Origin of the sequence: Hyphomonas sp., assembly GCF_046313975.1 — a bacterium.
Classification (GTDB): Bacteria; Pseudomonadota; Alphaproteobacteria; order Caulobacterales; family Hyphomonadaceae; genus Hyphomonas.
Genome location: NZ_JBKBXB010000004.1, coordinates 97851 through 107884, shown reverse-complemented (window position 1 = coordinate 107884; position 10034 = coordinate 97851). Strand labels below are relative to the sequence as shown.

9 protein-coding genes are annotated in these 10034 nt (G+C 65.4%); 3 read left to right on the top strand and 6 right to left on the bottom strand.

Going from position 1 to position 10034, the window contains the following annotated elements:
• Positions 1-437: 437 nt before the first annotated feature.
• The gene (locus ACK4TE_RS02995) at positions 438-2909 is read right to left on the bottom strand and encodes a DNA translocase FtsK (protein ID WP_409909991.1); all 2472 of its coding nucleotides are present in this window, start codon (positions 2907-2909) and stop codon (positions 438-440) included.
• Between the two features lie 218 nt (positions 2910-3127).
• The gene (locus tag ACK4TE_RS02990; protein WP_409909990.1) at positions 3128-4486 is read right to left on the bottom strand and encodes an ammonium transporter; all 1359 of its coding nucleotides are present in this window, start codon (positions 4484-4486) and stop codon (positions 3128-3130) included.
• Between the two features lie 213 nt (positions 4487-4699).
• On the opposite strand from ACK4TE_RS02990, the gene ACK4TE_RS02985 reads away from it, so the two are divergent.
• Positions 4700-5938, top strand: coding sequence for an FAD-dependent monooxygenase (locus tag ACK4TE_RS02985; protein ID WP_409909989.1), 1239 nt, complete (start codon positions 4700-4702; stop codon positions 5936-5938).
• Between the two features lie 55 nt (positions 5939-5993).
• On the opposite strand, the gene ACK4TE_RS02980 is transcribed toward ACK4TE_RS02985, so the two are convergent.
• The 4 genes from ACK4TE_RS02980 to ACK4TE_RS02965 form a co-directional block, all read right to left on the bottom strand.
• Complete coding sequence (locus tag ACK4TE_RS02980; RefSeq protein WP_409909988.1) at positions 5994-6296, bottom strand: gamma-butyrobetaine hydroxylase-like domain-containing protein; 303 nt, start codon at positions 6294-6296, stop codon at positions 5994-5996.
• Positions 6293-6535 carry a Trm112 family protein gene (locus ACK4TE_RS02975; RefSeq protein ID WP_409909987.1) on the bottom strand — a complete coding sequence of 81 codons (243 nt, stop codon included), beginning with the start codon at positions 6533-6535 and terminating at the stop codon, positions 6293-6295. Before ACK4TE_RS02975 ends, ACK4TE_RS02980 begins: the two co-directional genes overlap by 4 nt.
• An 8-nt stretch (positions 6536-6543) precedes the next feature.
• The gene (locus ACK4TE_RS02970; protein WP_409909986.1) at positions 6544-7188 is read right to left on the bottom strand and encodes an LON peptidase substrate-binding domain-containing protein; all 645 of its coding nucleotides are present in this window, start codon (positions 7186-7188) and stop codon (positions 6544-6546) included.
• A gap of 66 nt (positions 7189-7254) precedes the next feature.
• Entirely contained in the window at positions 7255-8142 is an 888-nt protein-coding gene (locus tag ACK4TE_RS02965; protein ID WP_409909985.1) for a tetratricopeptide repeat protein, read from the bottom strand.
• Between the two features lie 165 nt (positions 8143-8307).
• On the opposite strand from ACK4TE_RS02965, the gene ACK4TE_RS02960 reads away from it, so the two are divergent.
• Entirely contained in the window at positions 8308-8970 is a 663-nt protein-coding gene (locus ACK4TE_RS02960; RefSeq protein WP_409909984.1) for a LolA family protein, read from the top strand.
• A 246-nt stretch (positions 8971-9216) separates the two neighbouring features.
• Entirely contained in the window at positions 9217-10026 is an 810-nt protein-coding gene (locus ACK4TE_RS02955) for an exodeoxyribonuclease III (protein WP_409909983.1), read from the top strand.
• Positions 10027-10034: the final 8 nt, after the last annotated feature.

Sequence of the window (10034 nt, the reverse complement as noted above, 5' to 3'; positions counted from 1 at the left end):
TGGGCCAGCAGAGCGGGTGAACGTGCCGGAAGAGCGGCGCGAAGTGGGGATCGCTTCGGAGCTGGCGCATCGAGATCATGGATTGCATCATAAGCCCGGTGCCGGGGGTGTAGCGTTCGGGTTCGGATATTTCTGCTTCGGGCTTTGATCCGTAGGGGGATTTTTCCCGTTTGGCCTGATTTGCTGATGCGTAAGGGCGTTTGGGGAAAGCGGCGCAAGGAAGGACTGGACCCCTGCCTGCGCAGGGGTCTTCGGAGAGGTGGGAAATTGGGGCGATGCATTGCGCTTCGCTTAATGTACCCTGCGGGGTTCGCTGTCCGTTTCAGGCGATTCCAGCTTTTTACAGGTTCCCCAGGAAAAGTATGAAGCCCCCGCCTCCGTCTGTGGGAGGTCGGGGGCTTTGTCTTCTCCCACCAAAGCTGGTTTGCTGCGCCGCTCTAGGCCGCGCTCTTGCCCTTGGTGAGGACTTCGCGTTTGCCCGCATGGTTGGGGGCGGAAATGACGCCTTCTTCCTCGAGCCGGTCGATCAGGCCGGCGGCCTTGTTGTAGCCGACCTTGAGGCGGCGCTGGAGGTAGGAGGTGGAGGCGCGCTGGTCGCGGATGACGACCTGGACGGCTTCGGCGAAGAGGGCGTCGTCATCGTCGCCGCTGCCACCGCCGCCTTCGCCGCTGACGCCGAGCATCGCATCCATCACGGCCGATCCGGTGGAGCCGTCATCATGCGACTCGAGGATGTCCATGACATAGTCGGGCTCGCCCTGCTCGCGTAGCCAGTCGGCCACAGTGTTGACTTCCTCGTCCGAAACGAAGGGGCCGTGCAGGCGCTGGGTCTTCTTGCCGGGCTCCTGGTAGAGCAGGTCGCCGTGGCCGAGCAGCTGTTCGGCGCCCTGCTCGTTGAGGATCGTGCGGCTGTCGACCTTGTTGGTGACCATGTAGGAGATACGGGTCGGGAAGTTCGCCTTGATCGTGCCGGTGATGACGTCCACGGACGGACGCTGGGTGGCAGTGATCAGGTGGATGCCGGCGGCGCGCGCCATCTGGGCGAGACGCAGGAGGCAGCCTTCGATTTCCTTGCCGGCGACGACCATCAGGTCGGACATCTCGTCGATGACGATGACGATCTGCGGGATGTGATCCGTCGGCAGCTCTTCGGTCTCGATGATCGGGCGGCCGGTCTCGTCGACACCGGTCTGGCCCTTGCGCACCATCGGCTCGCCCGAAGCGCGGTATTTCGCAGCCTTGTCGTTGAAGCCTGCGAGGTTGCGCACGCCGGCCTTGGACATCAGCTCGTAGCGGCTTTCCATCTCGCGCACGGCCCATTTGAGCGCGTTCACGGCCTCCGGCGGACGGGTGATGACCGGCGTCAGCAGGTGGGGGATGCCTTCATAGACAGTGAATTCGAGTTTCTTCGGGTCGATCAGGATGAAGCGCACCTGATCCGGCGTGTGGCGGTAGAGAAGCGACAGGATCATCGCGTTGACACCGACCGACTTGCCCGAGCCGGTCGTGCCAGCGACGAGCAGGTGAGGCATGCGGGCAAGGTCAACCACGGTCGGCATGCCGCCGATATCCTCGCCGAGCGCGACGGGCAGCGTGGCGCGCGATTTCACATAGGCTTCGGACTGGAGCACGGAGCGCAGGAAGACTTTCTCGCGCTCGTCGTTGGGCAGCTCGATACCGATGGCGTTCTTGCCGGGCACGACTGCGACGCGGGCGGAGACAGCCGACATCGAGCGGGCGATGTCGTCGGCGAGGGTGATCACCTGGTTCGACTTGGTGCCGGGGGCCGGTTCCATTTCGAACAGGGTGATGACCGGACCCGGGCGCACTTCCTTGATGCGGCCCTGGACGCGGAACTCTTTCAGGACGGCCGAGAGGCGGTCTGCCTTGGCGAGGAGGGCGTCCTCGTCGAAGGTTTCGCGGCGCTCTTCGGGCACTTCGAGCAGGTCGATGGGCGGCAGGCGCGTCGAGGTGCGGCGGCGTTCGGGCTTGGCGACTTTCGGGGCGCTGGCGGTTTTCGGTACCGGGCGCGGCACGGCGAAGCGGACGCCGGGGCTGGCGGCGGGGGCGGCATCTTCGTCCGTGTCCTGATCATCATCGTCCCAGGCGGCTGTGTCGTCGTCATCCTCGTCGCCGGCATCGCTGACCGTGGGGCGATAGCGCGAGGACGGGACATAGTCGTCATCATGCTTGATGATCAGGGTGCGGCCATCGGCGGCCACGGCCTCTTCCTCTTCCATGCGCACCGGGCGCTGGGCGGCGAGCTGGTGGCCGATGCGGATGAGGAAGCCGCCGATACCGGCGGCGCCGACAGCGGCCGAGCGGCCGGAGCGGGCCGCGGTTTCCTGCAGGAGCTGGGCGTCGCGGCGCTGGAAGCCGAGCGCGGTGAGGCCGGCCCAGAGCGCGGCGCCGCCCATCAGGAAACCGGCCCATGTGTCCGGGGACGGCAGCATCAGCGCACGGAACGGCAGGACCGAGAGATTGAACAGGGCGTCGCCGAACATGCCGCCGAGCCCGGCGCTGAGCGGCCAGGATTCGGGAACCGGCCAGGCAGCGAAGGCGGCAGCCGACAGTGGCACAGCGACCGCGCCGTAGACCCAGCGGCGGATCCGCGGCTTGCCGACGAGGACAGCGCGCATGGCGCCGCCGATCATCAGGGCGAGACCGGCAATCCAGCCGGACCAGCCGAGGAGCTGGCGGGCAAGGTCGGCAAAGATGGCGCCGCCGGAGCCGAAGAGGTTCTGGGCGCTGGCATCGGTCGCGACGTTCCAGCTCGGATCGGTCGGGGCATAGGAGCCCACCGCGCCGCACATGAACACCCCTGCCCCGAATGCGGCCGCACCTGTCAGGATCCGCCAGACGGGATCGCTGACCGTACGCAGCTCTTCTTCGCGGTAGGTATCTTTCATGAGGGGGAACGCTCCGGGGCTGCGAGAGAGACGGAGCATCAGGTTTCGCCGGTTAGGCTTAACACCCGGCAAACAGGGGCTGTGGAATTCGCAGGAATTTCAGTCCGGAAGGCCTGATTCTGCGGGAATCGGCCGGATTAAGTTTGAGAGAGGAAAATCAAACGCCCCGGCGGGGTTAACCACCGGGGCGCCTAAGATAAACCGGATGTCCGGGCCGATCAGCGGCTGGCGAATTCCGGATAGGCTTCGAGGCCGATTTCAGCGCGGTCGAGACCGGCTTCCTCATCCTCTTCGCTCGGGCGCAGGCCCATCGTGAACTTGAGGGCGAACCAGACAATCGCCGAGGTCACGCTGACGAAGACAGCCGTGAGGCCGACGCCCATCGCCTGCGAGACATAGTTGGTGCCGTCATTGGTCAGCGGGACGATCATCGTGCCCCAGATGCCGCACACAAGGTGAGCCGGGATGGCGCCGACGACATCGTCGATCTTCAGCTTGTCGAGCAGCGGGACCGTCAGGACGACGAGCACACCGCCGACGGCACCGATCAGGACCGACATGCCCATCGACGGGGCGAGCGGCTCGGCCGTGATAGATACAAGGCCGCCGATCGCGCCGTTGAAGACCATCGTTGCGTCGATCTTGCCCTTGAACATGATCGCAGCCGTTATGGTGGCAGCGAGGACGCCGCCGACAGCGGCCATGTTGGTGTTGGCAAAGATCTGCGAGACGGCGTTGATGTCAGCCGCGGTGCCGGCAGCGAGCTGCGAGGCGCCGTTGAAACCGAACCAGCCGAACCACAGGATCAGAGTTCCGAGTGCCGCGAGCGGGATGTTGGAGCCCGGCATCGGGTTTACGGATTTGCCGAAATACTTGCCTTTGCGTGCGCCGATGATGAGCGCGCCCATCAGAGCCGCCCAGCCGCCGGTGGAGTGAACCAGCGTCGAACCGGCAAAGTCGGAGAAGCCATTGGCCGAGAGGAAGCCGCCGCCCCACTGCCAGCTGATCACGACCGGGTAGATGAACGCGGTCAGGACAACGGTGAAGGCGAGGAATGGCAGGAGTTTCACGCGCTCGGCAACGGTGCCGGAAACGATCGAAGCCGCGGTGGCAACGAACACCATCTGGAAGAACCAGTCGGAGGCCGGTGCATAGCCAGCTTCGGATTGGGCTTCAATGTCGCCTCCGCTCCAGGGGCCGAAATTGGTTGGCAGAAGGCCGTTCAGAATGGTTGCATCGCCCGGATAGCCGAGATTGTAGCCGGTGGCCCAGAACATCAGGCCGGCCACGGAGAACAGGGTGACGTTCTTGGTGACCTGCATCGCCGCGTTCTTGGAGCGGACGAGACCCGCTTCGAGCATACAGAAGCCGGCTGCCATGAACATGACGATCAGGCCGCCGATCAGGAACAGGTAGCTGTTATCGACATAGGCCGGCACCGAGGCTGCAGCCTCAAGCGCGGCAAGGCGCTCCTCAAGGCCGGGCGCCTCTTCCTGTGCCCACGCCATGCCCGCTGCGAGCAGCGACAGCGGGGCAAGCATGGCCCCGCGGATCCATCGTCCAGTAGTTCGGCCCATCGGCCCCTCCTTTGTTCCGGTTCTGCAGAGCCCGGGACCCCCCGCGCTCTCCCGGAGCCGATATGATTTCGGCTGCCCGAAAAAGTCGCACGGGAGACGAAGGGGCGGATCGATTCGGCGCCCGAATGGTCAATCGTTAGGCACGCTTGCGGCCAAACGCCCAATTCGCGGCCATCGCTGGACGCCGCAGCGCAGCATCGCTACCTCCTTCACATGAGCGAAACCAAAGCCACCCTCTCCTCCTCTGCGGACCTCGCCGTGATCGGCGCAGGCCCGGTGGGCACAGCGCTGGCGATCCTGGCGGCGAAGGCGGGCTTCGTCACTGTCCTGGTGGATGCACGTCCGGAAACTGCAGCAAATGCAGCAGACACGCGGACGTACGCGATCGTGCGCGGAAGCTGGCGGATGCTGCAGGCGACAGGCATTGGCCCAGAGCTCGCGCCGCTGACCACACCGCTGAACGGGCTGGAAGCCGAAGATGGCGGCACCCACTGGTTTGGTGCCCCGCATGCCGCCTTCGGAACCGCTGACCTTGGACCCGGCCGCGGCGGTGAGGCGCTGGGCGAGATGGTGCCAGCGGGCGCACTGCAAGCGGCGCTCGACCGGCAGGCCGCCGCGACCCCGGGCCTGACCTGGCTGAGAAATGCCCGGTTTTCGGGCATGACGCCCGGACCGGCGCGGGTTTCAGTCAGGCTGGAGGATGGCACGGACTTCCAGGCCGGGCTGATCGCGGCGTGTGACGGCATCCATTCAGCGGTTCGGAATGCAGCTGGCATCCGCACCGAAGGGCGCGAGTATGGCAAGTCCGTCTTCGCGGCGGACGTGGCGTTGGAGCGGCCTCATCACGGGATTGCCCGCCAGCTGTTCACGCCGGAAGGCCCTTTCGCCACCCTTCCCCTGCCGGGCGACCGGGCGAACCTTGCCTGGTACATGAAGACCGGCGCGGCCGAGACGCTGGCGAAACTGCCGAAAGACCAGATCGAGGCGGAGCTGAACGCGCGCTTTGAAACCTTTGCCGGGCGGATGAAGCTGGACGGGCCACCGCTTTCCTATCCTCTGGTGATGCAGATTGCCGTGTCGATGACGGGGCCGCGCGTGGCGCTGCTGGGCGATGCGGCGCGGCGGATCAATCCGCTGGCGGGCCAAGGCCTGAACCTCGGTTTCAAGGATGCCGCGGCGCTGATCGATGTGATCACCGAGGCGCGCGAGACGGGGCTTGATCCGGGCAGCGACACGGTGCTGGCGCAGTATGGCGAGTGGCGCCGGTTTGACTCGGCGGCGACCGCGATGGCGATGGACCTGATCGACCGGACCTTCTCGAACGACAACATCTTCCTGAAATCGCTGCGGAGTGCGGCATTGGTCGTGGCGAACCGCGTGGCGCCGGTGCGCCGCGTGCTGGCCGCGCAGGCGAGCGCGGATCAGGCGCATCTGCCGAGTTTGATGCGGTAGGTTTCAAAGCCCCTCCTCCCTTGGGAGAAGGGTTCTCAGGTTGCGGTCCGGGTGATCAATCCCCGACCGTCAGTGTCCGGAGGATGCCCCAGGTGTAGAGGCCGCTGGAGTGGCCGTCCGAAAAGAACAGGCGCAGGGCGTAGCGGCCGACCGGCTCGGCTTTCAGCACACGGATGTCATCCGGCACGATGGGCGGCGGAGGTTTCGGGCCGCGTCCATGACCCTGAACTTCCGCAGACGGACTTTCCAGGCGGAGCGTGCGATAGGAGGCGCGGCCGGATTTGCCATCGTCCCAGTCGGCGGCGAGTTCCTGCGCGCAGGCGCGGAAGGTGAGCTTGACCGGCCAGGGCGCGCTCATACCTCGCCCTCCCCTTTTCTGTTTTCGGAGAGGTCCGGCAGTTCGTCGAGGTCGCGGGCTTCGTCTTCCAGCATGATCGGGATGCCGCTGCGGATCGGGTAAGCGAGGCGCGCCTTCTTCGAGATCAGCTCGTTCCTGGCGCGGTCATAGACCAACGGCAGGCGCGTCAGCGGGCAGATCAGCACTTCGAGGAGGCGCGGATCAACACCGGAGGATGGGGGATTTTCAGGCTCGCTCATGTCTGTTCCTATTGCACGGGGCCGGAATCGCCGCCACTGGCGCTGAGTTCCATGAGGGCGATCAGAGTGGCGGCGCGTTCGGCAAGGGTTGGTGCTTCGAGCAGGGCCTGTTTCTCGGCGGGCGTGAACGGGCAACCGGCGGCGAGCGCGTTGACGAGGGTTTCCATCGGCGCGGTGTCAACGGCGGACCAGTCGGCGGAGAGACCCTGCGCGGAGGTGTAGGCCTTCAGGGCGCGGGCGAGTTCGGCGCGTTCCGGCAGGCCCGTTTCCGGGGAGTCGAAAATGTCGGCGGCGAAGGGCGACCAGTCGGCCGCGACCTGCCGGTAGGGCGTGGTGACATCCAGTTCGCGCGCGACGGTGAAGCGGCAGATGCCGGTCAGCGTAATCAGGTAGCGGCCATCATCGGTTTCGGTATAGCGCGTCAGCCGGCCGGCGCAGCCGATACGGGCGATGTCGGGATGCGCGCGCGGGCCGCCGAAGGACTGGATCATGCCGATCAGCCGGTGCGAGCGCATCGCGTCGTCGATCATGTTGAGATAGCGCGGCTCGAAGATGTTGAGCGGCAATTCCCAGCGCGGGAACAGCATCGCGCCTGGCAGCGGGAAGACGGGGATCGCTTCCGGCAGGTCGCTGGTGCGGCGGTATTGGGACATGCGCGTCGTACACCTTTCGCTCCCCTGCCCCGGGGATCTGGCCCCATCATGCGGCAGGGGGCGCGATCAGGCAAACATGAGCGAAGCGAGGCGGCGGCGGCCTTCGATGGTGACCGGATCGGTGGCGCCGGCGGCTTCGAAGACTTTCAGCAGTTTTTCCTTCGCCTTGCCGCCGTCCCAGTCGAGCTTGGCCGAGAGGATGATCAGGAGGTGATCGGCGGCGTCCTTGTACCGGCCGGCGGCGGCAAAGTGTTCGGCGAGTTCGAAACGTTTCTGATGATCGGCCGGATTGGCGCTGACGGCGGAGAGGGCCGCGTCGAGCTCGGTCGGCTCCGGCGCGTCTGCGGCCATCTCGATGGCCATACGCACACCCTTGACGAGGCTTTCGTTCTTCTTGGCTTCCGGCACCATCCCCAGCGTGGCGAGGGCGCGCTCTTTGTCGCCATTGGCGAGGTAGCAGCGCGCGAGCCCGGCGATGGCGGGCACGTTCTCCGGCTCCTCCTGCAGGATGGCAGCGTAGATTTCGGCGGCGAGCGCGATGTCGCCCGCCTGGCTGGCAGCTTCGGCCTGCGCGAGCGCTTCGGCGATCACCTGTGCGTTATCGGTGCCGCCCAGGATGCGTTCGATGAAGGCGTTGACCTGGCTTTCCGGCAGCGCGCCGAGGAAACCGTCGACCGGGCGGCCCTTGTGGAAGGCATAGACGGCCGGGATCGAACGCACGCCGAGCTGGCCGGCATAGGCCGGGTGGTCCTCGGTGTTGATCTTGACGAGCTTGACCGCGCCCTTTTTCGCCTCGACCGACTTTTCGAGGATCGGGCCGAGCGTGCGGCAGGGCCCGCACCACGGTGCCCAGAAGTCAACGATAACGGGTTGTTCCATCGAGGCTTCGACCACATCGGCCATGAAGCCCTGATCGGTGCCGTCTTTGGTGTGCTGGAGGCCTGCGGTCGCCATGTCGGGTGTCCCTTGAGATTCAGGCGGCAAGATGGGATGCAACCTGAAAATCCGCAAGCGGCGCGGCCTGCGGCTTCCTGAACGTCTGCTCATCGCCCTGTTTAGGACAGGTTCAGGCGCCTAAGTGTAATCCGGACCCCGACGGTCAATAAGGAGGCCGAAGACATGATGAACCTGATTGCCAGCGTGAGCGCCCTCTCCCTGATCTTCGGGGCCCCGGTAACCCTGGGCCTGAAGCAGGTGCAGCCTGCCCCGGGTATCGCCGCACAGGCGGATGCGGCCGCGCCGATGACGGCTGCGGAACGCTCCAAACTGCTGAAGGAAGCTTCGAAAGCGCTTGCGGGCGTGAAGACGGCGCGCGGCAAGTTCGAGCAGTACTCGCCGGATGGCTCGTTCTCTACCGGCCAGTTTGCAATGTCGCGGCCCGGCAAGGTGCGCTTCGACTATGATGATCCGGTGCCGCTGCTGCTGGTCAGCGACGGGGCGACCGTGGCGCTGCAGGACGCAGACCTCGAAACGACCGACCGCGTGCCGCTGGCCAAGACCCCGCTGAACCTGCTCCTGTCGGACAAGCTCGATTTCGAGGCGCAGGCCGAAGTGATCGATGTGCGCCGCACGGGCGACAAGACCAATATCACGCTGCGCGACAAGTCCGGCGAGATGGAGGGCACGCTGACCGTGATCCTGGCGAGCGCTGACAATTCGCTCGCCGGCTGGCGGACGGTGGACGGCAATGGCGGGCGCACGTCGGTGCTGTTGAGCAGCGTGGAAACCGGCGCCAAGCTGAACCCGCGCCTGTTCATCCTGCGGGACTTCGACAACCGGTAGCAGCGGCAAGTGGAATTACGCCCAATTAACTTGCGAATCCCCGAGGCAGTGACATTATTGCAACTATCGACGGACCAGAGACCTCGCGCAGCATCGACCCCCCGCTGTGAACCTTCTGATCCCTCGACATGACCGGACGCACACTGCCCGGTTTGAAAAAAGACGCTTTTCATAGCGTCCGGCGCGCCCGAACCCCCCGCGTTCGGGCGCGTTGACGTTTAAGGGCCACCTGCCTAGTCAGGCCGGATGGCCAAATCTCTTCGCATCGTCAGCTGGAACATCAACTCGGTCCGCCTGCGCGCGCCGAATGTCGAGGGCTTTGTCGCGGCCGAAAAGCCGGATGTCGTCTGCCTTCAGGAAACGAAATGCCAGGACGGCGAATTTCCCCTCAAGGCGTTCAAGGACATGGGCCTGCCGCATGTGCTGATGCGCGGCCAGCGCGGCGGGCATGCGGGCGTCGCGATTGCCTCGCGCCAGCCGCTGGAGCTGATCGATGCGCCGGATCTCTGCCGCGAAGGCCATGCGCGCGTGATTGCGGCGCGTCTGAAGAACGGACTCGAGATCCACAATATCTACCTGCCCGCCGGCGGCGATATTCCGGACCCGGAGCAAAACGACAAGTTCGCGCACAAGCTGGATTTCCTGGACCGGCTTGGGCCGGCCTACAAGAAACTGAACAAGAGCGGACGTCGCATCCTTGTCGGCGATCTCAATGTCGCGCCGCATGAGAATGATGTGTGGTCACACAAGCAGCTCCTGAGCATCGTCTCGCACACACCTGAAGAGACAGAGCGGCTGGAAGACGGGCGCAAGTCTGCCGGGTTTGCCGATATCGGGCGCCTCGCCGTGCCCACCGAACAGAAGCTGTATTCCTGGTGGAGCTACCGCGCAGCGGACTGGGCCGCGTCGAACAAGGGCCGGCGTCTCGACCATATCTGGGCCAGCAAGGACGCGCTGGCGGATGTGAAAGTGCCCAGCTTCCGGGTCCACCTCGCCTGGCGCGGCGGATGGAAACCGTCCGACCACGCACCAATCAGTGTGGATGTGAAGGCGTAGAGCGCCGC

Excerpts from the sequence above, each read along its gene's own strand:
- ACK4TE_RS02995 (WP_409909991.1), bottom strand. The coding sequence starts at position 2,909 with ATGAAAGATACCTACCGCGAAGAAGAGCTGCGTACGGTCAGCGATCCC.
- ACK4TE_RS02990 (WP_409909990.1), bottom strand. The coding sequence starts at position 4,486 with ATGGGCCGAACTACTGGACGATGGATCCGCGGGGCCATGCTTGCCCCG.
- ACK4TE_RS02985 (WP_409909989.1), top strand. The coding sequence starts at position 4,700 with ATGAGCGAAACCAAAGCCACCCTCTCCTCCTCTGCGGACCTCGCCGTG.
- ACK4TE_RS02980 (WP_409909988.1), bottom strand. The coding sequence starts at position 6,296 with ATGAGCGCGCCCTGGCCGGTCAAGCTCACCTTCCGCGCCTGCGCGCAG.
- ACK4TE_RS02975 (WP_409909987.1), bottom strand. The coding sequence starts at position 6,535 with ATGAGCGAGCCTGAAAATCCCCCATCCTCCGGTGTTGATCCGCGCCTC.
- ACK4TE_RS02970 (WP_409909986.1), bottom strand. The coding sequence starts at position 7,188 with ATGTCCCAATACCGCCGCACCAGCGACCTGCCGGAAGCGATCCCCGTC.
- ACK4TE_RS02965 (WP_409909985.1), bottom strand. The coding sequence starts at position 8,142 with ATGGCGACCGCAGGCCTCCAGCACACCAAAGACGGCACCGATCAGGGC.
- ACK4TE_RS02960 (WP_409909984.1), top strand. The coding sequence starts at position 8,308 with ATGATGAACCTGATTGCCAGCGTGAGCGCCCTCTCCCTGATCTTCGGG.
- ACK4TE_RS02955 (WP_409909983.1), top strand. The coding sequence starts at position 9,217 with ATGGCCAAATCTCTTCGCATCGTCAGCTGGAACATCAACTCGGTCCGC.